This window comes from Roseobacter sp. OBYS 0001, assembly GCF_019654895.1.
GTDB classification, from domain to species: domain Bacteria; phylum Pseudomonadota; class Alphaproteobacteria; order Rhodobacterales; family Rhodobacteraceae; genus Roseobacter; species Roseobacter litoralis.
The window spans coordinates 177867-202315 of sequence record NZ_BPES01000005.1 but is presented as its reverse complement, the minus strand read 5'-3'; the positions used below and the strand labels follow the sequence as shown (position 1 = coordinate 202315).

General features: G+C 59.3%; 24 protein-coding genes. 9 read left to right on the top strand and 15 right to left on the bottom strand.

Annotated features, from left to right (window positions below; genetic code table 11):
* Positions 1–150 precede the first annotated feature (150 nt).
* The 3 genes from K5Q35_RS12865 (at position 151) to recR (ending at position 2967) form a co-directional block, all read left to right on the top strand.
* On the top strand, positions 151–1905 hold the full coding sequence (locus K5Q35_RS12865) for a DNA polymerase III subunit gamma/tau (RefSeq protein ID WP_220799843.1): 1755 nt from the start codon (positions 151–153) through the stop codon (positions 1903–1905).
* Positions 1906–1970: 65 nt separating this feature from the next.
* A complete protein-coding gene (locus K5Q35_RS12860) occupies positions 1971–2315 on the top strand; it encodes a YbaB/EbfC family nucleoid-associated protein (protein WP_220799842.1) in 345 nt (114 codons plus the stop codon).
* A gap of 58 nt (positions 2316–2373) precedes the next feature.
* Positions 2374–2967, top strand: a complete 594-nt coding sequence (gene recR, locus K5Q35_RS12855; RefSeq protein ID WP_220799841.1) for a recombination mediator RecR — start codon at positions 2374–2376, stop codon at positions 2965–2967.
* A 109-nt stretch (positions 2968–3076) separates the two neighbouring features.
* Here the strand turns inward: recR and K5Q35_RS12850 are convergent, their stop codons facing one another.
* Together K5Q35_RS12850 and K5Q35_RS12845 are read right to left on the bottom strand one after the other, a co-directional pair.
* Positions 3077–3418, bottom strand: a complete 342-nt coding sequence (locus K5Q35_RS12850) for a RidA family protein (protein WP_013960221.1) — start codon at positions 3416–3418, stop codon at positions 3077–3079.
* A 136-nt stretch (positions 3419–3554) separates the two neighbouring features.
* On the bottom strand, positions 3555–4331 hold the full coding sequence (locus K5Q35_RS12845) for a DUF1013 domain-containing protein (RefSeq protein WP_013960220.1): 777 nt from the start codon (positions 4329–4331) through the stop codon (positions 3555–3557).
* A 137-nt stretch (positions 4332–4468) separates the two neighbouring features.
* Here K5Q35_RS12845 and K5Q35_RS12840 point away from each other — a divergent pair, with 137 nt between their 5' ends.
* The gene (locus K5Q35_RS12840; RefSeq protein WP_220799840.1) at positions 4469–5098 is read left to right on the top strand and encodes a ribonuclease T2; all 630 of its coding nucleotides are present in this window, start codon (positions 4469–4471) and stop codon (positions 5096–5098) included.
* Here K5Q35_RS12840 and K5Q35_RS12835 read toward each other — a convergent pair.
* The 3 genes from K5Q35_RS12835 to K5Q35_RS12825 form a co-directional block, all read right to left on the bottom strand.
* Positions 5095–6069 carry a quinone oxidoreductase gene (locus tag K5Q35_RS12835; protein WP_220799839.1) on the bottom strand — a complete coding sequence of 325 codons (975 nt, stop codon included), beginning with the start codon at positions 6067–6069 and terminating at the stop codon, positions 5095–5097. The genes K5Q35_RS12840 and K5Q35_RS12835 overlap by 4 nt on opposite strands.
* Positions 6070–6103: 34 nt before the next feature.
* Positions 6104–7090, bottom strand: coding sequence for an NAD(P)H-quinone oxidoreductase (locus tag K5Q35_RS12830; protein WP_220799882.1), 987 nt, complete (start codon positions 7088–7090; stop codon positions 6104–6106).
* Between the two features lie 63 nt (positions 7091–7153).
* On the bottom strand, positions 7154–7852 hold the full coding sequence (locus K5Q35_RS12825) for a COQ9 family protein (protein ID WP_220799838.1): 699 nt from the start codon (positions 7850–7852) through the stop codon (positions 7154–7156).
* Positions 7853–7965: 113 nt separating this feature from the next.
* Between K5Q35_RS12825 and rpsU the strand changes: the two genes are divergently transcribed.
* Positions 7966–8172 carry a 30S ribosomal protein S21 gene (gene rpsU, locus K5Q35_RS12820; protein WP_007118112.1) on the top strand — a complete coding sequence of 69 codons (207 nt, stop codon included), beginning with the start codon at positions 7966–7968 and terminating at the stop codon, positions 8170–8172.
* A gap of 270 nt (positions 8173–8442) precedes the next feature.
* Positions 8443–8985 (top strand): hypothetical protein, encoded by a 543-nt coding sequence (locus K5Q35_RS12815; RefSeq protein WP_220799837.1) that lies wholly within the window; start codon positions 8443–8445, stop codon positions 8983–8985.
* Positions 8986–9006: 21 nt separating this feature from the next.
* Here K5Q35_RS12815 and K5Q35_RS12810 read toward each other — a convergent pair whose 3' ends face one another.
* Positions 9007–9468, bottom strand: a complete 462-nt coding sequence (locus K5Q35_RS12810) for an Lrp/AsnC family transcriptional regulator (RefSeq protein WP_044025164.1) — start codon at positions 9466–9468, stop codon at positions 9007–9009.
* Positions 9469–9609: 141 nt separating this feature from the next.
* Between K5Q35_RS12810 and ald the strand changes: the two genes are divergently transcribed.
* Entirely contained in the window at positions 9610–10728 is a 1119-nt protein-coding gene (ald, locus tag K5Q35_RS12805) for an alanine dehydrogenase (RefSeq protein WP_220799836.1), read from the top strand.
* A gap of 92 nt (positions 10729–10820) precedes the next feature.
* Here ald and K5Q35_RS12800 read toward each other — a convergent pair whose 3' ends face one another.
* The 3 genes from K5Q35_RS12800 to K5Q35_RS12790 all read right to left on the bottom strand — a co-directional run bounded on the left by K5Q35_RS12800 (position 10821) and on the right by K5Q35_RS12790 (position 13220).
* Positions 10821–11228 carry a hypothetical protein gene (locus K5Q35_RS12800; protein ID WP_220799835.1) on the bottom strand — a complete coding sequence of 136 codons (408 nt, stop codon included), beginning with the start codon at positions 11226–11228 and terminating at the stop codon, positions 10821–10823.
* 58 nt (positions 11229–11286) lie between these two features.
* Entirely contained in the window at positions 11287–12432 is a 1146-nt protein-coding gene (locus K5Q35_RS12795) for an aromatic ring-hydroxylating dioxygenase subunit alpha (protein WP_220799834.1), read from the bottom strand.
* A 131-nt stretch (positions 12433–12563) separates the two neighbouring features.
* Positions 12564–13220 carry a hypothetical protein gene (locus K5Q35_RS12790; protein WP_220799833.1) on the bottom strand — a complete coding sequence of 219 codons (657 nt, stop codon included), beginning with the start codon at positions 13218–13220 and terminating at the stop codon, positions 12564–12566.
* Positions 13221–13357: 137 nt separating this feature from the next.
* On the opposite strand from K5Q35_RS12790, the gene K5Q35_RS12785 reads away from it, so the two are divergent.
* Positions 13358–14254 (top strand): hypothetical protein, encoded by an 897-nt coding sequence (locus K5Q35_RS12785; RefSeq protein ID WP_220799832.1) that lies wholly within the window; start codon positions 13358–13360, stop codon positions 14252–14254.
* Positions 14251–15147, top strand: a complete 897-nt coding sequence (locus tag K5Q35_RS12780) for a hypothetical protein (protein WP_013960208.1) — start codon at positions 14251–14253, stop codon at positions 15145–15147. Before K5Q35_RS12785 ends, K5Q35_RS12780 begins: the two co-directional genes overlap by 4 nt.
* A 99-nt stretch (positions 15148–15246) precedes the next feature.
* Here K5Q35_RS12780 and K5Q35_RS12775 read toward each other — a convergent pair whose 3' ends face one another.
* From K5Q35_RS12775 to K5Q35_RS12750, 6 genes are read right to left on the bottom strand one after another with little or no spacing between them, the layout of a single operon-like run.
* The gene (locus K5Q35_RS12775; protein WP_220799831.1) at positions 15247–16806 is read right to left on the bottom strand and encodes an SUMF1/EgtB/PvdO family nonheme iron enzyme; all 1560 of its coding nucleotides are present in this window, start codon (positions 16804–16806) and stop codon (positions 15247–15249) included.
* Positions 16803–17999, bottom strand: a complete 1197-nt coding sequence (locus K5Q35_RS12770) for a hypothetical protein (RefSeq protein WP_013960206.1) — start codon at positions 17997–17999, stop codon at positions 16803–16805. The genes K5Q35_RS12775 and K5Q35_RS12770 overlap by 4 nt, the downstream gene beginning before the upstream one ends.
* Positions 17999–18778 (bottom strand): ABC transporter ATP-binding protein, encoded by a 780-nt coding sequence (locus K5Q35_RS12765; RefSeq protein ID WP_220799830.1) that lies wholly within the window; start codon positions 18776–18778, stop codon positions 17999–18001. Before K5Q35_RS12765 ends, K5Q35_RS12770 begins: the two co-directional genes overlap by 1 nt.
* A 9-nt stretch (positions 18779–18787) precedes the next feature.
* Positions 18788–20695 (bottom strand): vWA domain-containing protein, encoded by a 1908-nt coding sequence (locus tag K5Q35_RS12760; RefSeq protein WP_013960204.1) that lies wholly within the window; start codon positions 20693–20695, stop codon positions 18788–18790.
* Positions 20696–20705: 10 nt separating this feature from the next.
* Positions 20706–21713 (bottom strand): hypothetical protein, encoded by a 1008-nt coding sequence (locus K5Q35_RS12755; protein WP_220799829.1) that lies wholly within the window; start codon positions 21711–21713, stop codon positions 20706–20708.
* A 29-nt stretch (positions 21714–21742) separates the two neighbouring features.
* On the bottom strand, positions 21743–24442 hold the full coding sequence (locus K5Q35_RS12750) for a putative virulence factor (protein ID WP_220799828.1): 2700 nt from the start codon (positions 24440–24442) through the stop codon (positions 21743–21745).
* Positions 24443–24449 lie beyond the last annotated feature (7 nt).

Here is a 24449-nt window from a genome sequence, read left to right as displayed (position 1 = left end):
ATTCAGGTTTTTCGCATGACACTTTAGGGGTGCCACGCAGCGAATTGTCGGGGTCCCTGCGGCACTTCTTTGCCAAGTGGCGTTGTTCTTGGACGCGCTGCGCCTTAGTCTGCAAATCGTCGCTCCGATTCCGTTTCAGCAAGGCTTTTCATGTCCGAGACACCGCACGCCCCCTATCAGGTTCTGGCACGTAAATACCGCCCTGAGACCTTTGCCGATCTTGTCGGACAGGACGCGATGGTTCAGACGCTGAAAAACGCGTTTGAAGCGGATCGCATCGCGCAAGCCTTCATCATGACCGGCATCCGTGGCACGGGTAAAACCACCACCGCCCGGATCATTGCCAAGGGCATGAATTGCATCGGCCCGGACGGCACAAGCGGCCCTACAACCGAACCCTGCGGCACCTGTGAACATTGTACCGCCATCATGGAGGGCCGCCACGTCGATGTCATGGAAATGGACGCCGCGTCCAATACCGGGGTCGCAAACATCCGGGAGATCATCGATTCCGTCCACTACCGCGCCGCCTCGGCCCGCTACAAAGTCTATATCATCGACGAAGTGCACATGCTGTCCACCGGCGCATTCAACGCGCTGTTGAAAACGCTGGAAGAGCCGCCGGAACATGTAAAATTCATCTTTGCCACCACGGAAATCCGCAAGGTCCCCGTGACCGTGCTGTCGCGTTGCCAGCGGTTTGACCTGCGCCGCATCGAACCCGAGGTCATGATTGATCTGATGCGCAAAATAGCAACTGCCGAAGGGGCCGAAATCGCGCAGGACGCCATGGCCTTGATCGCGCGCGCGGCTGAAGGCTCCGCGCGGGATGCGACCTCGCTGCTGGATCAGGCCATCAGCCACGGCGCGGGAGAGACAACAGCCGCGCAGGTCCGCGCGATGCTGGGGTTGGCGGATCGCGGGCGGGTGCTCGATCTGTTTGACATGATCCTGCGCGGGGATACTGCGGGCGCGCTCACCGAACTGTCGGCACAATATGCCGAAGGGGCCGACCCGATGGCCGTGCTGCGCGATCTGGCGGAGATCACCCATTGGGTGTCGGTGGTCAAGATCACCCCCGAAGCCGCCGAAGACCCCACCGTATCGCCCGACGAACGCAGCCGGGGCCTTGAAATGGCAGGCACCTTGCCCATGCGCGTGCTGACGCGGCTGTGGCAGATGCTATTGAAAGCACTCGACGAAGTGGCAAGTGCCCCCAATGCAATGATGGCCGCCGAGATGGCGATCATCCGGCTGACACATGTGGCTGACATGCCAACCCCCGAGGAATTGGTGCGCAAACTGAATGCGGCCGATGCACCTGGAAGCGGCCCCTCAGGCGGCAGTACCCCCACACAGGACACGGCAACGCGCGGCACAACTGCGACGGCCTATGCCTCCGCAAGAAGCCCATCCCCGTCGGGTTCTGGCACCGTTACAGCATTGGCCGAGCAACCGAATGAAGCCCTTGGCCGTTTCATCAGCTTTGATCATGTGGTCGAACTGATCCGCACCAATCGGGACGTAAAGCTCTTGGTTGAGGTAGAAGGCTGCGTGCGGCTGGCGCAATACCAGCCCGGCCGGATCGAATTTGCCCCCACGGAAAACGCGCCCGCCGATCTGGCGCAACGGCTCGGGCAGCGGCTGCAACTCTGGACCGGCAATCGCTGGGCCGTCACAATTGTGAATGATGCATCCGCGCCAACGATTGCCGAAAAGCGAGACGCCGCAGAACTCGACCTGCAAAGCAAAGCGCTTGCGCACCCGATGATGCAGGCGGTCCTCGCCCAGTTTCCGAAAGCCCGCATCACGTCCATCAAAACCCCCCAGCAGATCGCGGCAGCCGCCGTTGCGGACGCTCTGCCAGAGGTCGAGGACGAGTGGGACCCCTTCGAGGACAGTTGAGCCTCTTGCGAGACCGCCCCAAAACACGCATATCAAATGTAACTGAACACATAAGGACACAGCAGATGCTCAAAGGACTAGGCTCACTCGGCGATATGGCCGGCATGATGAAAAAAGCGCAGGAAATGCAATCCAAGATGGCGCAGATGCAGGAAGACATGCAAAATGTGATCGTCGAGGGCGTCTCTGGCGCGGGTCTGGTCAAAGCGACCTGCACCGCCAAGGGCGAGTTGAAAGGTCTGGATATTGACCCGTCGATCTTTAACAGTGACGACAAGGAAGTCGTCGAAGACCTGATCCTTGCCGCGATCAAGGACGCGCAAACAAAAGCCGCCGACAAGGCGCAGGAAAAAATGGCGAAATTGACCGAAGGCATGGGCTTGCCTGCGGATATGAAACTGCCGTTCTGAGCGCCCTCCTCTGCCGCAGACCACTCGCCGCGCGGCCCCCGCAAAACAGGCATGATTTGTGAGCAGCACAAAGGAAATTGACGCGTTAATCGACCTGATGGCCAAGCTGCCCGGGCTTGGGCCAAGGTCTGCGCGCCGTGCCGTGCTGCACCTCATCCGGAAACGCAGCCTGCTCCTGATCCCGCTGGCAGACACGTTGCAAGCGGTCGCCGAGACAGCCCGTGAATGCCTGAACTGCGGCAATGTCGGTACGACGGATATCTGCGACATCTGCACCTCCGAAAAACGCGCCAATGGGGAGCTTTGCGTGGTAGAAGATGTTGCTGACCTCTGGGCCATGGAACGCTCAGGGGTTTTCAAAGGGCGCTATCACGTGTTGGGCGGCACCCTTTCCGCGCTGGACGCGGTCGGACCGCAGGAATTGCGCATTCCCCGTCTGCTGGACCGTGTCCCGAGCGAAGGGATCACCGAAGTGATCCTCGCCCTGAACGCAACGATCGACGGCCAGACCACCGCACATTACATCGCCGACAACCTCGAAGGTCAGGTCCGCCTCACATCACTGGCGCAAGGCGTTCCGATTGGTGGGGAGTTGGATTACCTCGACGATGGCACGATCACCGCAGCGATGCGCGCGCGAAAGTCGTTTTAGAGCGTCTGACGAAACACCTGAAACAACAAGTATCACGTAACGCGTTGAAATCTTTGATTTCAGGCAGCGTTGCGTGATGCAGGTTTTTCGCATGACGCTTTAGACCGGGTCAGTCGTAGGCCGCATCGACAATGATTTCCACCTTCAACTCAGGACGCGCAAGCTTGGCCTCACCACAAGCGCGGGCCGGGGCGTGCCCTTCGGGGACCCACGCGTTCCACACTTCATTCAGCCCGGCAAAGTCACTCATATCCGCCAGCCAGATCGTCGCCCGAAGCATTTTCTCGCGCGATGAACCCGCCTTGATCAAAAGCGCATCCAGACGCCGCAAACACTCTGCGGTCTGATCCTGTATTGTCTCGCCCTCACCAACCTGACCGGTGATGTAAGCAACACCTTGATGTTTCACGATTTTCGATGATCTGATGCCGGTTTCAATACGTTCAATCATGGTGCGTCCTTTTCGATAAGATAGGTAAGGCCTGACCGCTTTCGTGCTGGAACACAAGCCCAAGACAAACCACACAAACGAAAACCCCCGGCGACGGTGCACCGGGGGTTAAACAAGTCAGACGTGACACATGAGTTCAGCGTTTGTCCGCCGCTTCATCTTCGTCTTCATCATCATGCGTGCCATCGGGCAGGTTAAAGAAGCTATCCGCATCGGAGAAATCACCCGCTGACTCTTCGTCTTCATCCTTGGCGCTGTCACCAGACAGAGTAAACGTCTCCAACCCTTCGATGGCGGTCGGAATCTTGGGCTCGGCATCCATGCCGAGGCTTTGTTCCGTGCTGACCAGTTTGCGGCGTTCGTCATCGCTCATCACCGGCGCATCGGCGGCCTTTTTGGCGGCGGCTTTCTGCACGACCATGTCCAGTTCGGATTGCTTGCACAGCCCCAGTGCCACCGGGTCAATCGGTTGAATGTTGCTGATATTCCAATGCGTGCGTTCACGGATCGCCTGAATGGTCGGTTTGGTTGTCCCGATCAGCTTGCTGATCTGGCCGTCTGTCAATTCGGGGTGGAATTTGACCAGCCACAGGATAGATGCCGGACGGTCCTGACGCTTGGACAGCGGCGTGTAACGCGGACCACGGCGTTTTTCCTCGCCCTGTGCGGCAGCGTTGAACTTCAGCTTGAGCTTGTAAAGGGGGTTGCTTTGAGCCGTGTCAATTTCATCTTGGGTCAGCTGGTTATTGGCAATCGGGTCAAAGCCCTTGACGCCCTGCGCCACATCGCCATCCGCAATCCCCTGCACTTCAAGTTCGTGCATTCCGACGAAGTCAGCAATCTGCTTGAAGCTGAGTGTCGTGTTATCCACCAGCCAGACAGCGGTGGCTTTGGCCATAATCGGTTTTGCCATTGTGGTGCTCCTATCAATACGTATTCCCCACGCCGACCCAATCGCCTTGAAGGGCGGTTCCGAAGCTTCGGAACGGTTTCCATTGTGGGGGAACTGCAGCCGTATATAATCAGCAAAATCCTATAAGGAAAGCCCCAATGCGCTGGCTCATTGCCTCACTTATTGCCGCCTTACCGTTTGCCGCTCAAAGCGACACAACAGGCACGTTTGACTACTATGTGCTCTCCTTAAGCTGGTCGCCAAACTGGTGTGCTTTGCAAGGGGATGTGCGCGGTTCAGACCAATGTGATGAGCGCCATGATCACGGCTGGATTCTCCATGGTCTGTGGCCGCAATACGAAAGCGGCTTTCCCGATTACTGTCAGACCTCCGAACGCGCGCCCTCCCGACAGATGACCGCTGGCATGGCCGATATCATGGGCACGTCCGGTCTGGCCTGGCACCAGTGGAAAAAGCACGGCACCTGCGCCGGGTTAAGTGCCGCGCAGTATTTTGACACCTCGCGCGAGGCTTACGCGCGGATAAACCGTCCGGAAATTCTGCGCCGGTTGAGCGAACCTGTGCGCATCGCCCCCCAAGTCGTTGAACAAGCCTTTCTTGAGGCGAACCCCGATTTGCGCCCCGACCAGATCACGATCACCTGCCGCGACGGACATATCCAAGAGGCACGGATTTGCCTGACCCGCGCGCTGGAGCCGCGCCAGTGCGGGCGCGATGTTATCCGGGACTGCAGCGCGAAAAACGCGCTGTTCACCCCGATCCGCTAGAGCGTCAGAATCGTACTGCCCGTGGTTTTGCGTGCTTCCAGCGCGCGATGAGCCTCAGCGACATCCGCGAGGGGAAAGCGCTGATCAATGCGAATCTTCACATCGCCGTTTTGCACCTTTTCAAACAGCTGTGCCGCCATGGCCTGACAGGTTTCATGCTCTGCGATATGGGTGAACAGGGTCGGGCGGGTGATTTTCAGCGACCCTTTCTGGCCCAGAATACCGACAGAAAACGGGGGCACCGGCCCCGACGCATTCCCGAAGGAAATCATCATGCCAAGCGGCTTGAGGCTGTCCAAAGACCCCTCAAAGGTATCTGCCCCGACCGCGTCCATGACCACGTCTACGCCTTTGCCATCGGTAAGCTCACGGACCCGCGCGGCAAAATCCTCGGTTTTGTAGTTGATGCAATGGTCGGCACCGTGCTCCAGCGCGATCGCGCATTTCGCGTCACTCCCGGCGGTCCCGATCAGCGTGATCCCTTCTGATCGCGCCCATTGGCAGGCGATCAGACCAACGCCCCCGGCGGCTGCGTGAAACAACACGGTATCGCCCGCCTTCAGCGGGGTCGTGCGGTGGAACAGATATTGCACCGTGAGCCCTTTGAGCATCATGGCGGCGGCTTCTTCGAAGGAAATCCCATCGGGCAACGGGCAAACCTGTGCGGCGGGCATCACGCGGGCTTGCGCATAAGCACCGGGCGGTGTCGCAGCATAGGCGGCACGGTCGCCGACCTTCAGATGCGTGACACCTGCGCCGACAGCCTCGATCACGCCTGCCGCTTCCATACCGAGGGCATGGGGCAACGCCATCGGATACAGGCCACTGCGTTGATAGACATCGATAAAATTCAACCCGCAGGCTTTGTGGGTGATGCGCACCTCGCCAGCCCCCGGCTCGCCAACAGGTCGGTCCACCACGTGCATCGCCTCGGGTCCACCCGCTTCTTCAATAATTACGGTCTTTACCATCTTTTCTCTCCACTACATCGAATTTGCACGGGCCTCACGAGGCGACTTTCAGAACGATCTTGCCAATATGGCCAGAGCTTTCCATGCGTGTATGCGCCGCTGCCGCCTCTTCGAGGAGGAATTCCTGATCCATCACCGGGCCGATTGTTCCCGCCGATAGCATCGGCCAAACGGTGTCGCGCAGTTCCTGCGCAATGCCAGCCTTTGCCAGATCGCTTTGCGGGCGCAGGGTCGATCCTGTCATCGTCAGACGGCGCGTCATCAGCATCGTGAAATTCACCTCGACCTTGGCCCCGCCAAGGAAAGCAATCTGCACCAGCCGCCCGTCATCCGCCAAGGCCTTGAAATTGCGCGGGATATAATCGCCGCCAACCATATCCAGAATGACATTTGCGCCGCCCTCTGCGCGCATGGCAGCCACAAAGTCATCATCCCGGTAGTTGATCGCGCGCTCGGCACCCAGTTCGACACATGCCGCGCATTTCGCCTCCGAGCCTGCAGTGGCAAACACCCGCGCGCCCAAGGCGTGCGCCAGTTGAATGGCCGTCGTACCGATGCCGGATGACCCGCCATGCACCAGAAAACGCTCTCCCGCTTTGAGGCCACCACGCGTGAACACATTGGACCAGACGGTGAAATATGTCTCAGGCAGGCAGGCCGCTTCGCGCAGGCCCATCCCGTCGGGAACGGCCAAACAATGCGCCGCAGGTGTCGCCACATATTCTGCATAGCCCCCGCCCGGCAGCAGCGCGCAGACAAGATCACCCATCGCAAGGTCATTCACCCCGGCCCCCACAGCGACGACCTCGCCCGAGGCTTCAAGCCCCGGCAAATCGCTGGCCGTGGGCGGTGGAGCATACAAGCCCGCGCGTTGCAGGGCATCAGGCCTGTTCACGCCCGCCCATGCCACTTTGATCACAACCTGATCGTGGGCAGGCTCAGGCATCGGGCGCTGGCACAGCGTCAGAACTTCCGGCCCCCCCGCTTCGCTGATCTCAATTGCGCGCATCATCTGGGCCATGTCATCCGTCCTGTTGTTCATTTTGTGTCCACCATAGACAAGCGCACGACGGGTGCAACGCCATCACTCGCGCGGGGCGGTCCAGCTTCCCGGCAGGTCGGTATTGGGCGTGCTGCGCGGTGCTTTGATCTGGCCCAGCAGCCAATTCGGACCTGTCATCAAACGGCTCAGCGTCGGGCTTTGGCGCACCTTGGCCTTGATTTGTTCAATGGCCATGACGTTCTCGATACGCCGGTCCAGAAAGCCCCATGTGGCCATGTGATCCGGGCTGTCATCGCCCAGCCAATAGAGCACCGTAGACGAATAGACGCCCGACAGGGTGGCGCGTTTCGTATACCAGTTCACATCGTCAGACGTATCGCCCAGCGTCGTCCAGATCGCATCGCAAGTACCCCAGATCAGCTTGGCCCCATCCGCTGCATATTGAGGCAGTGCAAAGAGCGTCGTGCCACGACGCACCGCTTCCTTGTCTTCGATCACTTCCAAACGTATGCGCACCGCCGCTGTCACCTTGTCGCGAAACTTCATCGCGCTGAGGTCGGTTTCGCCCAACCGCTCCAGCATCGCGGCATCACCCGCCTTGTGAAAGGCAATCGCCAGATCAACCGCACCGCGCGGACAGATGGCGCGCGCAACCGATGGCGACAACTCCGCATCCCGCGCGGCAGCCTGAAATGTGGTCTCTGACCAGCCATCGAAAGGCACATGCATCATGGCTGCTTCCAAAAGGGCGGCTTTGGCGGTTTCATACGGCACTGTCATCATCTGGCTCCTGAACGTCGGTATCAACACACTAGACAAGTTAGGGCGTCCTTGCTATATGCCCACTTCCTGCAAATCCTTGCAACTCAACTTAGAAAGGTGGTGAAAACCACATGCAGGTTAGTGTTCGCGACAACAATGTCGATCAGGCCCTCCGGGCTCTGAAGAAAAAGCTACAGCGCGAAGGCGTCTTCCGCGAAATGAAGCTCAAGCAACATTTCGAAAAGCCGTCCGAGAAAAAAGCGCGAGAGAAAGCTGAAGCGATCCGCCGTGCCCGCAAGCTGGCACGCAAAAAGGCACAACGCGAAGGGATGATGTAAATCATCCACGCAATGTGACTTTCAAGAATACGAACCCCCGTGCGGCGCAAGCTGCGCGGGGGTTTCACGTTCTGACGCACCATAATTCTGACGCACCATAATAATGACAAACTCCTGCATAATGGTGCATTGTCTGGTTCTGAAATTGCGAAAGCGTCATACGAAAAACCTGAATTACCCACCGCTACCTGAAATCAAAGATTTCAACGCGTTAGCTGAAATGCGATATTTCTGGCACTTCGTCAGACGCAATAAGGGAGATGTTGCGGCATGACTGAAAACCTGATGCTGCTCGCGCTCTGCGGCCTGATCGGTCTGTGGGTCGCGGTCCTGATCCGGCGCCTTTTGGCGGCGCGTCAGGCTTCGGCCCTCCGGGCCACGCAGAAGTGGGCGATCATCGACGGGTCGAACGTCATGCATTGGAAGGACGGCACACCGCAGATCGCCACCGTCCGCGACGTCGTGTCCCACCTGTCCCAAAAGGGTTTTACCGTCGGGGTCGTGTTTGACGCGAATGCCGGGTATCTTTTGTCCGGAAAATACCAGCACGATGATACGCTGAGCCTTGCCCTGAATGTACCGGAAAGCCACGTCATGGTCGTGCCCAAGGGGCAGCCTGCGGATCCTGCCATTCTGACAATGGCCCGCGATATGAACGCGCGAATCGTGACCAATGACCGTTTTCGGGATTGGGCCGGTGATTTCCCGGAGGTGCGCAAATCCGGTCATTTGATTCCCGGATCGTTCCGGTCAGGTCAGTTGAACCTCAGGCTGTCAAACACCAACAAGCCCCGCAAGAAACGCGCCGCCTGAACCGCGCAGAGGCCCCAAACCTCATGTCACAGGCAAGGCTGTCGTTTTGAACACCGTGCGCAGCGCAAAGCTTGACTGCATTTGCGCCACACCGGGCAGGCGCGCGAGGTATTGGCGGTGGATACGGGCAAAATCATCCGTGTTTTCAGCCACCACTTTCAGCAGGTAATCCGCAGATCCCGCCATCAGGTGACACTCCAGCACATCCGGGATGCGCGCCACTGCTTTCTCGAAGGCATCCAGCACTTCATCCGCCTGCGCCTGCAGCGTAATCTCCACAAAAACGGTTGTCGGCACACCCATCTTGCGCGCGTCCAGAAGGGCCACGTAGTCCTTGATATACCCGTCTTTTTCCAGACGCTGAACACGCCGGTGACAGGCAGAGGGCGACAGGTTGACCGCATCGCTGAGGTCGGCGTTTGACATGCGTCCCGCGCGCTGAAGAGCGCTCAATATACGTTTGTCTGTGGTATCAAGCGTCATTCGCACACAATTCATTCAAATTTGCGTCCATTACCGGTGATTTCTTTCAATTAATCAACCTCAAGCAACGTTTATTTCGCGCCTATTTGCGCCAAAGACGCCGTATGTTTCAGTCACAATGCAACGGAGGAGGAGTGCATCATGATCATCGGGTGCCCAAAAGAGATTAAACCACAGGAGTTTCGCGTTGGCCTGACACCAAACGCCGCCCGCGAAGCCGTGTCACACGGGCACCGGGTTTTGATCGAAACCAACGCAGGCGCCGGTGCCGGGTTTGAGGATGCGGATTACACAGCGGCAGGTGCCGAAGTTCTGCAGACCGCCGCAGAGATATTCGCAACCACCGAGATGATCGTGAAGGTCAAGGAACCACAGGCCGGTGAGCGTAAAATGCTGCGCGCGGGGCAAGTGCTGTTTACCTATCTGCACCTTGCGCCGGACCCGGATCAGACCCACGACCTTATCGCCTCGGGTGCGACGTGCATTGCCTATGAAACGGTGACGGATGATCAGGGCGGCTTGCCGCTTTTGGCCCCGATGTCAGAGGTTGCGGGGCGGCTTGCGCCACAGGTCGGGGCATGGACCCTGCAAAAGGCCAACGGCGGGCGTGGCGTCTTGATGGGCGGCGTGCCCGGCGTCGGGCCTGCCCGTGTTGTGGTGATCGGCGGCGGCGTCGTCGGCACCCATGCTGCCAAAATTGCAGCGGGTATGGGCGCGGATGTCACGGTTTTGGATCGGTCGCTGGCACGCCTGCGATATCTGGATGACGTCTTTGGCGGTCGTTTCAAGACCTCCTATGCCTCTGCGGGCAATACGCTGGAATTGGCACAGGCCGCCGATCTGATCATCGGAGCGGTCCTCATTCCCGGTGCCGCCGCGCCCAAGCTGATCAGTCGGGCACAACTGTCAACGCTCAAACCCGGTGCGGCGCTGGTGGACGTGGCCATTGATCAGGGCGGCTGCTTTGAAACTTCAAAGGCCACGACCCACAGTGACCCGATTTATGACGTGGACGGGATCATGCACTACTGCGTGGCGAACATGCCCGGCGCTGTGGCACGCACGTCAACGATTGCGCTTGGCAACGCCACGATGCCCTTCATGCTGGCCCTTGCCGACAAGGGCTGGCGGCAAGCCTGTCTTGATGATCCGCACCTGTTGAACGGCTTGAACGTACACGCAGGCCAGTTGACCTATTACGCCGTTGGCAAGGCGTTGGGGCTGGATGTCATCTCACCCACCGTTGCGATCAGGCAGTAGGGCGCATGAGGGTTTGGCGACGAGACTTGCGCGTCTGACGGCATGGGCCACGCGTCTGCCACGCTCCGCCGCATGAAGGCACGTGGCCCAACTCAAAGCCCGCCAACCCCCAGGTTCTCCAGCCCCGAGGTATCAATCCCCTTGAGGGCATCGCGCGCATCAATACCATCGGCACCGTGGCTGCTTGACATGCTGCCTGCGAGCGCCGCTCCGATAATGCTTGCCGTCCGTTCATTTTGCGCTTCGGTTTCGCGACAGGTCAGGAAACCGTAATCCCACCCTGTTTTGTAATCGCCCCCGGCGGCATAGGCCACATCATCGCGCGCCGCTTGCTGAAAGCTGTCACCGCCCGCCCGTTTTCCACTTGGGCATCCGTCATGATAGCCCGCGACATAATCCTCCGAATACCCATGCTGGCGAAGTGTTTTTTCGCTGGAGTGTTGTGTCGCGCACCCGGCCAACACAAGACCGGCCAATATCATGGTTCCCGTACGTATCATTTGGTTCCCTTTGACTGTGGTTCGCATGCCAGACGCGGAAATACGGACGCGCATCGTGTCAACTGGCCCGCCCGGCGTCAATCTTGGCCATCAGATATTGCGCGAAATCATAGTTGGGTCGTTCCAGATGGCTCAGGTGTCCGGGCGTTGCTGCATCCGAACAAAGACCACGATAGACCTTTTCGGTGCAGCCGCGATCCTCGACGTTCACATCATCCAGAAGAGCCTTGAGCGCGGCAAAGTTCTCTTCTGTATCGGGGTCATCGGCAAAGTCATTGGACATGCCGCCACCAAAGCGGATGTGTACCTGCCCCGGTCCTTTGGGATGCAGGGAAAGATACCAGAAATAGCCCGGCGTCAGCGTGATCATCAGGCTGGGATAGAGCGCCAGCAAATAGGTCGTGCGCCGCGCGTCCCCCTCCAGCCGGTCATTCTTGGTGGGGTGCGCCATGGCGATGCGCAGCGATTCATCCTTGAGGATCGTGTGATAGTTGAACGCGGCACCACCGGGCGGACAGATCATATCCTCCAGCCTCGACAGACCGCCGATCGTGCCCGCGTGGCACACCGGCAAGTGATAGCTTTCCATGAAGTTCTCGGCCAGAACCTTCCAATTGGTGTCCCAGACATGTTCTTCATAAAACGCTTCGGAATAATTGGTCATGTCATAGCCCGCGATCATCAGCGCGACATCCGATAACTGTTCGGCCACCGGTGCGGCGTTGGGGTCAAGGCAGACAAAGACCCAGCCCAGCCATTCCTCACAACGCACCTGCGGCAGCTTGTACTGATCCCTGCAAAAGCCCTCGTTCCGGGTCATCGCAGGTGCACCGCGCAGCTTACCATCAAGGTTATATGTCCAGGCGTGATACGGGCAAACGATGGTTTTGGCATTTCCGCGTCCGTGCAGCAGGGTGGACATGCGGTGCAGGCACACATTGCTCATGGACCGCAAATCGCCCTCTCGGTCACGCAACACCACAATCGGCTGACCCGCGAGTTCGCAGGATATGTAGTCACCGGGGGCCACCAGCGAATCCGCCCGACCGACGCAGTACCAATCCTTGCGGAAGATATGCTCAAGCTCAGCATCCACGAAGGCCTGCGAAGTATAGACTTCGGTGGGCATGGCCCGTGCACGCTCGAAAGGAACGGACGTATTGTCCCGCAGCGCGGCAATCGGGTCTACATGATCCTTGGGCATCGGCGCACCTCCTTTGGCATTTCTGCACTTACGTTTGAGCGATATGATGCAGCCGCCTGCCCCCAAAGGAAAGTGGTCGTTGGCTTACTCTGGCTTAACCAAAAGATAAGCTGCAACCGGCGCGGCGGTTTTTATTGCCAGCGGCTGAAAGGAACGTCTGCAGCCCCTTCGGTCTCGGGCTGAAGGGTCGCGCAGGCCACGCTGCCCCCCTCGGCGGTGCAGGCGATATCGCGGCGGTGGATATAGCCGCCATCGCTGCACGCAAGGTTACCCCCTTCGCCAAGGATCAGGCGCGCGGGGCTTTCCATACGCGCCTGCACTGGCCCCTCACAGGTGGAGCCATCAACACCCTGCATGACCTGTTTCCCGCGCCCTTGCGTGTCAAAACACATCCGCCACGTGGGGTAAGAGACGATCTTGCCCGTATCCACATCGCGGGTCTGATAGCTGCTGCCCAAGGACCAGCAGCCATAAAGCGCCTCAAGATCATTGGCCGCCAGTTGCGGCTGCGTGATCGGCGCGGTGGAGGACGGCGGCACGGCCTCACATTGGCGCGCGGCCAGCACCGTTTCTCTGTTGAATATCTCATTGCGCAACGCCGCATGTGTCGCGGCGAGCGCTGCCAATTCCGCCTCCAGTGCCAAATCGGCATCAGTCGGGCAACCGCTCACGTCCGAGAGAAACTCAAGGCGCACAGCACAGCTTTGCAAAGCTGCATATGCCGCCGCACCGCTAGCCACGACAAGCACCACTGCGCCAACAGCCGAAAATATTTTGAGCGCGCTCACAAATAACGCTCCTTTTGCTTGGCTGCGGCGCCCGCAGCCTGTGCTGGTTTTTAATAAGGTGTCCGCCCGTAAAGAAATTGGACAAACACAGCCCCAAGGGCCATTCTGTTCCTAACCACCTAAACGGAATTTCTAGGATGCGTAAATATTTAACCGCCACTTTCGGCATTTTTGCTTTGTTTATCGGCTCACTTGCGGCGCAGGCGGAACAAACGGCTGTGCTTTGGTGGGATGGGTCGCCCACCTATGACGGCGCTACCAACGCGCAAGACCGCGCAGCAATGGCAAATTACATCAACCAGTTCGACGGCGGCGCAAGCTATGCTGTCACGTTCAAACATGCGACCCAACGCGGGGCGCTTGCAGCGGCTTTGGCGGGCGCGCCTTTCGATATTATCGTTCTGGACGTGACAACCACGAGCAGAAACTTCACCAACGCGGACCTTGATGCCCTGCGCGCGCATTATGCCAGTGGCAAACGCGCCTTGATGCTGGACGGCACGCTTTGGGTGCGCAACGCGCGGCCCGGACCCAAGACCGTTTTCCCCGGACCAAATGGGGCCAGCGCGGCCCTTTTGATCAATCAGATCGCTGCGCTTGCCGATGCTGGCGGCGGGATCCTGATCGGAACGGATCACCGCGAATTTCAGGCGGGGGCAAATCAATTGCTCGAAGCGATCGTGCCACGCGCGCGCTTTTCGGGTCGCACGAACCCGTCGCGTGATGGGGAGTTCATCGGGGGCACGCTGTTGAATGCGGCCGTGCCGGTGCGGCCATTGGATATCCTGCAACACTGGGAAGAGATACCCAGTCAGGCCGAAGCGCCCGTGGGCCAGTTTACCGATTTCATGGGCAATCCGGTCACGCTCCATACATTGGTCGAGACATCCGACAAGCCGGGCGGCAAAGCCAAACGGCCCTATATCACGGCCAGTTTTGCGCCGGGCGAAGGGCGCACCGCGATTGACAGCAACGCGGAGCCTGAACCCGTGCGCGACTACATGCCGACACGCAAAAGCAAGGTGAGCGAATGAAGTCTCTTTTTCACATATTGGTCGCCCTGATGACCGCCTGCCTGATCCTTGTGGCAAGCACTGCCATGGCGCAACCGATGAAGGTGCTATGGTGGGATGTCAGCGTCGAAGAGCCCTCAACCAAATCCTCGCACAGACAGCGGGTGGCGCGCTTTGTCGATGACTATCAAGGCGGCGCTGTTTTTGATGTCACCTACAAGTTTGAACCACGACGCGGTTCTCTGGCGCGCCATCTGGCGACGCAGGGCGGATACCGGATCATCGTGATGACCGCCACAAACACCAACCGCACGTTCAACGATGCCGACCTTGACGCGCTGCGTGGCTTTTATGCCAATGGGCCGAAATCGCTGATGCTGGATGGGACGCTGTTCATTCGCAACACCAACGCCCATAAACTGGCGAACTGGCCGGGGGTAAATGACTCTTCGGCCAATCTGGTGATCAATCAGATGGAAGCCTTGCGCGCGGCAGGGGGCGGCATCTGGATCGGCACCGATCATGGCCAGTTTCAGCGCCCCGCCAATCAGGCGGTCACCGCCCTTATGCCCGAAGCCAGTTTCAGCCGCACGACGAACCCCTCGCGAGATGGCGAGTTCTTTGGCGAATTGCTATTGGCCTACAAGCAGCCGGTCAAACCGATTGATATCCTGCGCCATTGGGAATCGATCCCCAGTCAGGGGCAGGCCCCGACGGGGACATTCACCGATTTCATGGGGCAGCCGGTCACGCTGTATACGCTGGTTGAGGCGTCGGACAAACCGGGGGGCGGCACGCGGCGCACCTATATTTCGGCCACGCTTGATCCCGGTGACAAGCGGTTTGACATCGCAGGCGATGATGTCCCGGTCATCGACCGCATGCCCACGCGCAAAAGCCTGCCGCAGAACTAAAGCGTCTGACGAAATACCTGAAACATCACGTAACGCTTTAAAATCCTTGATTTCAGGCAGCGTTATGTGATTCAGGTTTTTCGCATGACGCTTTAGGGTTTATCGTACCGCAAGCGCCAGCAAATCCTGTTGGCTCATGTCGGGCTGTTCGCGATATGCTTCCAGATCGCGCCAGAACAGGCGCAGCATCTCAAGAAACGGGACCTGTTCGGCCTCGATCAGGTCCTGCGACAGGGTCTGATAGGCGGTATCCAGCGTTGCACCCTCCACATCATTGGTGAGCGTCTCAAGAGCCGCCCGATAGGACAGCAGATAGGTCGCCTGCCCTTCGCGCAACTGACCCAGACGTTCCAGAGTGTTTCGAAACGCGACCATCAATTGCGGGTGCTGCGGCGTACCGACGGCCACGCGGGCCTGATCGCGCAGTGCGCGCAATTGCAGATCAAGCTGCTGGATCGCCCGCGCGTCTTCGACAAGGGTTTCCACAAAAGCCGCACCGCTGATCAGGGTTGATTTCGCCGCCTGCCGCGTCGATGTCTCCGCCGCTTCACTGGCCAGTCGGAAGCTCAGTTGCAGATCGCTCAGCGCCTGTTTGCGACGTGGGTCGATCTCTTCTTCGAGCAAGGCGGCAAGCGCTGTCAGGGGTTCGGCACTTTCCGACGTTTCACCGGTTTCAACGCGGGCCAGCCAGCCATCCCGGATCGCATCATAATCGGCATCCGTCACGATATGCGCGCCGATCACCGGGCGCAGACCAAAAAAACCGCCGCTTTGCGCCATGCCCGAACGCGGGTTGAACATCGGATATTCGCGTCGCTGTGCGGAATAGATGTTCTCGGGCGTTGTATCAATCGAACCGCCGCGCGTTACCACGCCGCCCGCCTGCCCATGCTGACGGCCGACCGCATTCAGACGAAAGGGCTCAAGCATCAGCTCTTCGGCATTGCCATAGACATCAAACAGCCCCACGGGATTTGGCGCGCGCAGCCCCACGGGACGCAACTTGCCACGCCCCTGACCTGCGGCCTGAAAATGGGCATAGTCAGACAATGCACCGTCCTCAAAAAACCGCCGACCCGGGAACAGCGTCGGGTCCACCTTTGCCCCACCCCGCGTTGCATATTCCCATTCAACCTCAGTTGGCAGCCGCACGAAACCCTTGCGCGTACCCTGCGCAGGCAGGCTGTCGGCTGCGTTTTGCAAAATCCATTCCGTCATCAGGCGGGTCAGGTTCACCGCCTCGAACCAGCTCAAATCGCCTTGGGCAAAACGATCCCTGCGTTCGAACGGCGCATCGCAGTCCCCCGTCAGCGCGCGGTATTGCGCGACATTCATCTCATAGCGCGCGATATAGTAATACGAACCCTCCTGCGTATAGAACGCGCCGCGCAGGAACGCCGGGGTCAGGTAATCTGAAAAGCCGGTGGATTCCTGCGACTGGCCCATGCGAAACGGCCGATCATCAATCGGGTCCGCCACATCGACCGGCACCGCGACCCGCTGAAACGCCATGCCACCGCCACAGGGCAACGGCAGGATCAAATCCGCCCCCCCGGCCGGATCAATCAGATCCGCATCCCATGTCGCGCTGTCCGTTTCCTGTCCAACAGATGCCCCCGCGCTCAGCAAGAGCATCAACAGACCTATGACATGTTTCATGTTGCCCCTTCTCTCAACACCGTTGCCGGATCAATGCGCAGAACCGCACGCGCCGCAAACAGCGACGAGGCGATCACGAAAACACTGACGGCAACCACAATCGCCATGACCTGCCCCGTTGTTATCTGCACCAGTCCGCCTGCGGCCAGACCGGTATCGAACATCTGCTCTGCCACCAATGCAGCAAGGCCCAGCAAGGCAAAGGAGACCACCAAAGCCAGCGCAGAAGACACCAGCGCCTGCACCATCGGAAACAGCCACAAGCGTTGCCCACCCAGCCCCATCAGCGCAAGTGACGCCAAAACCTGCCGCTTGCGTTGCACTTCGCCCCAAAAGCCAAACACCAGCGCTGCGGCCAGTCCCAGACTGGCAACTGATGCGGTCAGCAAGAGCGCAAGGTTGAGGTTGCGCCCAAGGTTCAGGACACCCTGCACCTCAGCGGTGCGGGCTTCGGTGCGGATTCCGAATTCACTTTCAATCCGGTTTTGAAGAGGCGCAAGTTCTTGCAGACCAACGGCGTACACGCGCATACCCTCGAAAACTGCCGCGCGATCCGACAGTGGCTTGCCCTGCGTGATACCATATTCCGGCAGGGCGTAGGCGTCGTAAAACGCCTCGACCAGATCAAGGATATCGATCTGCGCCAGCACGGCGCGACCGGAGGCGCGTTCAGCCGGCAATACCGCCACCACGTCCAGCTGGATACGCAGTTGCCGCGGGCGGTCCTCTGCCTGTGTGATGACATCAATCCGGTCCCCGACGCTGATCTCAAGCTGATCGGCCAGTTGCGCGCTGATCACGGCAGCGCCTGCATCCAGCGCCAAACCTTCGGGCAGGTTGGGATCGCCTGCACCACTGGGGATCAGGATCGCGTCGCGTTTTTGCCGCCCGCCCTCCAGCCGTACATTCACGAAATCGAACTGGCTGCGTGTTTTCAGCGTTACAAATCCAGCCTCGGGCCAGCCTCGAACTGTTTCGGCGTCCGCTGTGGAGAAAGTGGCATTGCCGGAGGTGTCGATCTGCACGGACCTTGGGTTGCTCAGCAACTCCCCGATCAGCGCGTTGTAAACGCCGTTTTTGACACCGAACAAAACCAGAAGCGGCACCAGAACCCCGGCCAGCACCGCGATGTTGCAGATCAGATGAACCTTCTGGAAAAACAGATCACGCAGGGCAAGACGCAGGATCAGCATCAGACGTCTACCCGATCAGATGGCGATGTCGCCCGTTGTTTGTCCATGGCCACAAGGGTGCTGACCACATTCGGGTCATGCGGTGCCGAGGTGATCTGCAACCCCATGCGCCGCATCTCGAATTTTTCCAAGGTGGGGTAGTCGTGGCTCGACAACAGGGTCGCCGTGCCTCCGGCGCGCGCGGCCTCAATCAACAGACCCATGGCGGCTTGTGCATTTTCCGGGTCGAGCGCTGCGGTCGGCTCATCCGCGATCACGCAAAACGGGCGATGCGCAAGCGCGCGTGCAATGGCCACCCGCTGGCGTTGACCGATGGACAGGGCACCGGGGCGCAAATGCGCGATCTGGTTCAGACCCAATTCGCCCAACAACGCCTTGAGCCAGCTTTCGTCAGGACGCTGCGCAATCCGCTGCGTGATTTCGACGTTCTCGGTGACGGTCAGAAACGGCAACAGCCCGCCCGCCTGTGGTACAAAGCCAAAGAACCCCGCACGCGCCCCGGCACAAAGCGCCATGGCATTCGCGTCCCGCCAGAAGCTGTGAAATTCCTGCCGCGTGCCAGCAGTGCCTGTCAGTGGCGTGGCGATATAGCTGCCGCGATCGGGCGCGCGCAACATGCCCAGAAGTTCAAGCAGCAGCGTCTTGCCGGTTCCCGATGGTCCGGTCAACCCAATGACCTCCCCCGCCGCAATCGACCACTGCCCCGCTTGCAGCGTAAAGCGGCGTTCTGCATCGCCAAGCGTTACCGTCAGATCGTCAATTGCGAGCGAATAGGCCATCGCCGCGCCTCAGGGCAAAACGTCAAAGGGCATGGCAAAGACCAGCTCCCCATCATCTGCCCCTTCGTGCAGTGCGGTCCAGACCTGCGGGTCAAACAACCACTTGCGGTATTGCGTCAGCTTCTGGCGCATCCCGTCGATGATGGACCGGCGCAGCATGGCACTTTGCGCCCAGCGGTCTTCGGTCATTTGCAAAAGCTGGCTGCGATAGGGCAGTTGTTCAAGGTATTCCAACGCCCCGCCCAGCGTATCGGCTTGCGTGTTCAGCCGCCGGTCCGGGTTGGTTGCCATATCCGCAATCACGCCCCGCACCTGCGTAAAGAAGTTCATCGCGTCATCACCACCCTGACTTTGCTCCCCCAGACGGATCAGGTTGTCCAGCAGTTCCGCCATTGTCGCCATCTCATTTTTGGTGATCAGCAAGCGCGGTTCAACGGCGAGCGATTGCGGCGCTTCCACCGCCTTGTCACTGACCCACCCGCGGATCACATCGGGGGCCTGCGTGCCGCGTTGTGATCCCAGATAGGCCAAGCGCATGGCGCGGCCCAAGGCCACCAGATCTTCGCCGGCCTCGTCCTCGCTCAGGACCGAGGTTTCACCGCGCGCGGTGCGCACGTGATCGGTGATGGCCGTGACCAGCCGGGTTGCGACACCCTCGAACGCTTCCTCTGATCCGCCCTCGATGGGGAAATAGAACTGACGGCCCGCAAAGGTCGACAGCGCACGGTAACGACCTTCGGCATAGGCATGGTTAGCCTCGCCCCCGGTCGGCGTTTTGAGATGCAGCGTCATCGTCACGATGTTCTTGCCCTCTGCATCGGCTTGCAACTCCTCAACCCCGATCTGCGAGCGTGCATTCGGATCACGCGGGTCTTTTGGCCCGGCATCCGTGACCAGAATGATATAGCGCGCATCAATAGGGTCGCCCGATCCCTCTTGCTGCCAGTCAATCAGGTCAATCGCATCCTCGATGCCAGCCAGACTGTCTTCGTTGAAACCGGGCGAATTGGCGATGGCAACCCGTGTGTTGGCAATCGCGTTCAACACTTCGGACTGGTCATCGCGCCGTTTGATATCTGCAAGGACCTTGGTGCGGTATTCCAGTTCAGGCACAACATCGGTGTTGTCGCGAAACCCGATGGCCCCAAAGTTCACCAGCTTGCCAATCTCGGTCCCTGAAATCTCCTGAACCGTGTTTTGCAGCACTTTCTGCGTGCGCGCGATATAGGTCTCCATCGACTGGGTCGTGTCGAACACAAAGACGATACCGACGTCAAAGGCCGCATTGCCCTGATCCGCGTTGTTTTGCACGCCACTTTCCGCCTTGAGCGGGACAGAGGCCACCTCCATCAACAGAATATCCTCGTAGTTGAGCGGATGCAGGTCTTCGACAAAATCGAGGATCGGCATCACATAGAGGTCTTCGCGGATGTTGACGAACTCTTCCGGCTCAACAGAGACAACACCGTTGTTGCCCTGCGATATCCCCGCCGAGGCCTCGGCCAGCAAACGCTCCTGCACCTGCGGCAAGGCTTCGTGGTTCAACAGCCAGCGCAAATCCTCTTCGCTCTGAAACACCAGCTGGCGTTCTCGCCCGGCGGCATTGGTAAAGGCACCGACGATATTCTGTTTCCATTCAACGGTCTGATCCGTCTTAACCCATCCGGTTGGCTCCTTGGAAATGGACGGTCCGATCTGTTTCCATTCCCCCTGATCCGCAAAGACGTAAAACGGCTGAAACGCGGGGATCTGTTCGATCACAGCGCCGTCAACGGCACTGTGCAGGGTGGCGGCGGGGCGTGTCAGCACGCGCTGAAACACCGTATTGGTGCCCTCCATCAGCAAGGGTTGAGCCGCCAGTGCAGAGGCCCAGAAAGACAGGGCCGCCATGACCATCACCACCAACCGCATGCGCATACCCATCTCCCTAATTGCCACAATAATCGGTGACGGCACCCTGCACCAATGTGTCTGTCATATCGGCCATCCGTGTGCACAAGGCAGCCAGCTTCTCACTTGCCTCAGTGGATCCTGCCGCGACAGCGCGCGCATAATACTCCGCCGCCGTTGCCGGTTCATCCCCGAAGGTCAGACCAATCTGATCCTCGATCACCGCATCCACCGCTTCGCCGTCATAGACCGTGCCGAACAGCACCAAGGCATCCGCGTCCCCTGCCGCCGCCGCACGCTCAACCAGACCAAGGGCCGTATCGGCTGATGCCGTACCCGCACACCCCCGCAGCGCTGCTGATTGTGCCACAAACCCCTCAAGAGCGCGCAGCGCATCTGCCGCGCAGGAATCGCTCGCCTCAGCCACTGGCGCAGGCGCGATCACTGGTTCGGCCACGGGTGTGACAGGTGTGTCGTCCGTCGCAAGCAACCAATAGGCCAGAGCAGCCGCCAAAAGCAGCACAACCACCAGACCGGCGATCAGGCCGCCTTTGCCCTTGGACGGAGGCGTTTCCACCGGTTCCACTGTCGGGGCTGGGGTCGGTTCCGGGATAGGTTCCACCTCGGCAGGTTCAGGCTCCGGTTCCGGCATTTTGGCGCTCAGCGCACTTGCGGCTGTGACTTCTGCGGCTTTCGTGCCCATGATGCCGCCGATTTTCGCAGCGCCCGGTGCAGGAACCACATCATCGGGCCAGCTTACATCCTGTTCGGCATCACCCACCATCAGCTTGACGTTCGCGTATTCCTCGATCTGGTTCACGATCTCGGGGCCGATCACCAGATGCGCCTGCCCCCCTTCGCGCCGTACCGCGTAGGGGCCGAACATAACCTTGACCGGCTGCCAGCCTGATTCCCCCAGAAAGCGTTCGGAATAATTGTCGAAAACAGCAACCTGCGCGGTCTCGCCGACCAGTTTGTCCTCTGGTACCGAAAGCTCCGCATGGCCCCCGCGGGGGTGCGCCGGATCGGGTTTGACTGAAATCACCGCTTTACCTCTCTCGTATTCATCGACCCTTACGCGGCCTGTTCAGCATCAAGCCCATTGACCACGCGCCCGATGGCCATGTTCTGCTCGATGTTGATTTCGCCCGCGTCGCCATCTTTGGCGTTTCCGACAAACAGCGTCTCCAGCATATATACCCAATCCGTCCAGAAGTCTTCGGCGGCAGCGCGTTGTTCCTGCGGCAGATCAAACGCCGTATCAGAGGCCGGGCGCGCTTCAAACGCCATCCGGCTGTTGCCGTCTTGCAATTCGATCACCGGGCGGTCTTTGTCCGACAGCTTTTCCGCACCCAGAGAATGTACGAAACTATTGATTGTCTCGGCGCAGACGATGGCGGCGGGTGGTGCCTGTTTGTCAACGGTCAGCCCGTAATCAATCGCCTTGAGCAGGGTTTTCATGTCCGATGCAACATCAGTGCGCCGGAACCCATGCACCAATTCGCGCACCAGATCCGCCGCCGCTTCAGGGGTCAGACTGAAGGTCGCCAAGCGGTCTGCATCCTCGCGCAACTGGCTTAAGTGTTCGATCCAGATATCAATGGCGGTGTTAGCCTGAAAATCCTCTGACGACATGGTGCGGATCAGCGACGCTGTCTTGGCGGTTGCATCCGTGTCGACCTCAACTGCCACGGGCGCTGGTTTGCCCGGGCGGTTTGGCCTACCGGGGCGCGAGGGGCGTGATGCGCCACCGGGGCGTGGCGGGGATGCAGCCCCGCCGGTGGATGTGCTTTCCATTGCGGAAGAACCTACCGCCTGACTGATCCGGATGGAGCTTGGCACCCGGCTGATCCGATCCTCAATTGCATCCTGATCCACACAGAGCGCGTTTATGAAGGCCCCGAAACGGTGACTTTGCAGCGTCAGCTCAAGGCAGTCGATGATCTGCGCCGCAGCATCCCGCTTTTCTTCAATCCGCGTTTCGATATCGTCAGATACATAGAGATCGCGCAATTCCCCCAGAACGTCGTTCGTCATCTTATCCAACTGAGCCGAGATTTGCCCCATCTTGCTTTCCGGCTTGCAGACCTTCGTCAGCTCCTGCGTCAGATAGCCCACACCCCCATCATTCAGGGTCAGGGCCGCGTCCCATGCGACCTCCGGCTCTTTGAAATGCGATGTCACTGCTTCTGTTGACAGACACCCTTCCTTGAGTTCCGCCACCCGGTCCAGTTTTTCCGCGCGGATTTCCTTTTCCGTCTCATCCTCGTTGTAATTGATCAGACCTTCGACGAAATAGTTCGGATTGCGCAGCCAATAACAGTTCTGGAACGGCTGGCTGGGCGTCCATTTATGCACCCAACTGTCGCGTAATTTGCCAAACGCCTTGAGCAGGGACGCGTCCATCCGCCTTTCGAAGCGTTCTGTCGAAGAGCCGCCGGAGGCGCTTTCGCCCAAGTGTTTGTCAAACTTGGTCATGACAAAAAACAGGATGCAGTCGTTCTTGGCCCGTTCCTGCGGCGTGGCACCATGGGTCATGGAAATCCAGTTTTCGACCAGCCCCGGCAGGCTGACCGTGTCCATATTGCTGTCGGGCACGCAGAGCAGCATGGAAGTGATTTCCTGATTGGCCACGTAGCGGTCGAAGAGATAGGCAACCTTGCCGCGCAAAAGCATGTTGGTCACGCCCTCTTCGGGATTTTCCAGCGTCTTGGTCAGCGGCAATTCAAACCGGTTGCGCGCTCCGGGGAAATCCAGCAAGTCGGTTTCGGCAAAGAAATCTGACGGCTGCTCCGCCATCGGAAAAACCAGTTCGGCTGCGAGCGCACAGACCACCGCGCGGTTCATCTGCGCCACTTTACCCGAGGGTGTGCGGATCGGCAGCGTGTCCTCATTTTCAGGCCCGAAAAGCCCGCTGAGCGTGTTGACGTCAATGATTGACGTCTCGCGCGGTTGCAGCGCCTCAAGGGGGGCATAGACCTCTTCGGCGTTGTCGATCAGCGTCAGGGCGGAGGACAGTTTGACATAAAGGTCCGTCAGCGGCTGATACCCACCCCAGAGGATCGACAGAAAATCGCCACGGTCCTTGATCGACATATTGGGCGCAAGGCTCGCCGCCTCATCCCAAAACCCACGCAAATGGCTGGCATAGGCGACCTTGCCGAATGTGTTTTCGACATATTCGGCGATTTCATAGACCTCTTCGAACGACAGGCCTGGCACCTCTCCCGCCCCGGCCTTGCTGGTATGGGCAGCGAAATGTGCCTTGAGGTCTTCGGGTTCGGGCGGTGTTTCGGACTGATCGCCATCCTCATAAAAACTGTTGATGATGGTGCGCGCGATATCGGCCTCGGACAAGAGGTTCAGCTGGATCGGAAAACCATCGGGCGTCGCGGCCTTGGTCATCGTGAACCGTGTGACCAGACCGGTCGATTCCCCATCCCCCGCCGGGTTCACCTGAGAGATGTAATCAAGCTGCCCGCCGGGTCCGTTGAATTCGGCGGCAAGCCGTCCATCCGTCGGGCGCGCGAGAACCGACACCAGAAAGGATTTACCCGCCTGCGAGGGGCCAAAAACGCTCACCGACATATTGGTGCGGGCCGATTTGCCCAGCCGTTCGGCGCGCCGCGCGCTCTTGCGCAGCAGCTTGGTCAGGCTTTTGTGCCGCGGCCCGACAGTGTCGCTGTTTTCCTCGTGGTTGACCCAGGCAAGCGCGTCGCGTGTCAGTTGCGACACCTCTACGCAGCGATCTGCAAGTATATTATTCTCAGACATCGGACCG

Coding starts and splice junctions, on each gene's coding strand:
- K5Q35_RS12840 (WP_220799840.1), top strand. CDS start 4,469: ATGCGCTGGCTCATTGCCTCACTTATTGCCGCCTTACCGTTTGCCGCT.
- K5Q35_RS12800 (WP_220799835.1), bottom strand. CDS start 11,228: ATGATACGTACGGGAACCATGATATTGGCCGGTCTTGTGTTGGCCGGG.
- K5Q35_RS12760 (WP_013960204.1), bottom strand. CDS start 20,695: ATGCGCATGCGGTTGGTGGTGATGGTCATGGCGGCCCTGTCTTTCTGG.
- K5Q35_RS12860 (WP_220799842.1), top strand. CDS start 1,971: ATGCTCAAAGGACTAGGCTCACTCGGCGATATGGCCGGCATGATGAAA.
- K5Q35_RS12750 (WP_220799828.1), bottom strand. CDS start 24,442: ATGTCTGAGAATAATATACTTGCAGATCGCTGCGTAGAGGTGTCGCAA.
- K5Q35_RS12865 (WP_220799843.1), top strand. CDS start 151: ATGTCCGAGACACCGCACGCCCCCTATCAGGTTCTGGCACGTAAATAC.
- K5Q35_RS12765 (WP_220799830.1), bottom strand. CDS start 18,778: ATGGCCTATTCGCTCGCAATTGACGATCTGACGGTAACGCTTGGCGAT.
- K5Q35_RS12795 (WP_220799834.1), bottom strand. CDS start 12,432: ATGCCCAAGGATCATGTAGACCCGATTGCCGCGCTGCGGGACAATACG.
- K5Q35_RS12785 (WP_220799832.1), top strand. CDS start 13,358: ATGCGTAAATATTTAACCGCCACTTTCGGCATTTTTGCTTTGTTTATC.
- K5Q35_RS12815 (WP_220799837.1), top strand. CDS start 8,443: ATGACTGAAAACCTGATGCTGCTCGCGCTCTGCGGCCTGATCGGTCTG.
- K5Q35_RS12825 (WP_220799838.1), bottom strand. CDS start 7,852: ATGACAGTGCCGTATGAAACCGCCAAAGCCGCCCTTTTGGAAGCAGCC.
- ald (WP_220799836.1), top strand. CDS start 9,610: ATGATCATCGGGTGCCCAAAAGAGATTAAACCACAGGAGTTTCGCGTT.
- K5Q35_RS12850 (WP_013960221.1), bottom strand. CDS start 3,418: ATGATTGAACGTATTGAAACCGGCATCAGATCATCGAAAATCGTGAAA.
- K5Q35_RS12810 (WP_044025164.1), bottom strand. CDS start 9,468: ATGACGCTTGATACCACAGACAAACGTATATTGAGCGCTCTTCAGCGC.
- K5Q35_RS12830 (WP_220799882.1), bottom strand. CDS start 7,090: ATGGCCCAGATGATGCGCGCAATTGAGATCAGCGAAGCGGGGGGGCCG.
- K5Q35_RS12770 (WP_013960206.1), bottom strand. CDS start 17,999: ATGCTGATCCTGCGTCTTGCCCTGCGTGATCTGTTTTTCCAGAAGGTT.
- K5Q35_RS12845 (WP_013960220.1), bottom strand. CDS start 4,331: ATGGCAAAACCGATTATGGCCAAAGCCACCGCTGTCTGGCTGGTGGAT.
- K5Q35_RS12835 (WP_220799839.1), bottom strand. CDS start 6,069: ATGGTAAAGACCGTAATTATTGAAGAAGCGGGTGGACCCGAGGCGATG.
- rpsU (WP_007118112.1), top strand. CDS start 7,966: ATGCAGGTTAGTGTTCGCGACAACAATGTCGATCAGGCCCTCCGGGCT.
- K5Q35_RS12775 (WP_220799831.1), bottom strand. CDS start 16,806: ATGAAACATGTCATAGGTCTGTTGATGCTCTTGCTGAGCGCGGGGGCA.
- K5Q35_RS12780 (WP_013960208.1), top strand. CDS start 14,251: ATGAAGTCTCTTTTTCACATATTGGTCGCCCTGATGACCGCCTGCCTG.